Origin of the sequence: Vibrio sp. 10N.222.52.B12, assembly GCF_002875385.1 — a bacterium.
GTDB lineage: Bacteria > Pseudomonadota > Gammaproteobacteria > Enterobacterales > Vibrionaceae > Vibrio > Vibrio jasicida.
Genome location: NZ_MDAW01000070.1, coordinates 1 through 410, shown reverse-complemented (window position 1 = coordinate 410; position 410 = coordinate 1). Strand labels below are relative to the sequence as shown.

1 pseudogene is annotated in these 410 nt (G+C 56.1%); it reads left to right on the top strand.

Annotation, left to right across the window (positions count from 1 at the left end):
* Positions 1-410: pseudogene (locus tag BCT11_RS03850) on the top strand (hypothetical protein); the annotation flags it as partial.

Sequence of the window (410 nt, the reverse complement as noted above, 5' to 3'; positions counted from 1 at the left end):
GGGTAAATGGAACACGACGCTAGACGTCTCTGGTCTTAAAGACGGCACCATTACGGTGACGGTGAACGGTACTAACGACTTGGGCGCACCAGCAAAAGAAGTGGGGACGACATTTACGTTGACGCAAACTAAGCCAACGGTGGACGACGGTCAAACGTCGATTAACCCAACGTACGCAGCGGCGGGTGAGAGCGTGACCGTTACCGCCACGTTCGACAAAGGCGTTACCACACCGACGGGTTCGACGCTGGGTACCGCGGCGATCAACTGGACCGCGCAAGCAGGTACTCAAACCCAATGGGTGGGTACAGCAGAGGTCGCTTCGGTTGCAGATTCGGTGAAGAGTGTGGCGCTAACGTTGCAAGGCTTTAGTGATGCAACGGGCAATACCGGTGAGGCATTCACATCAG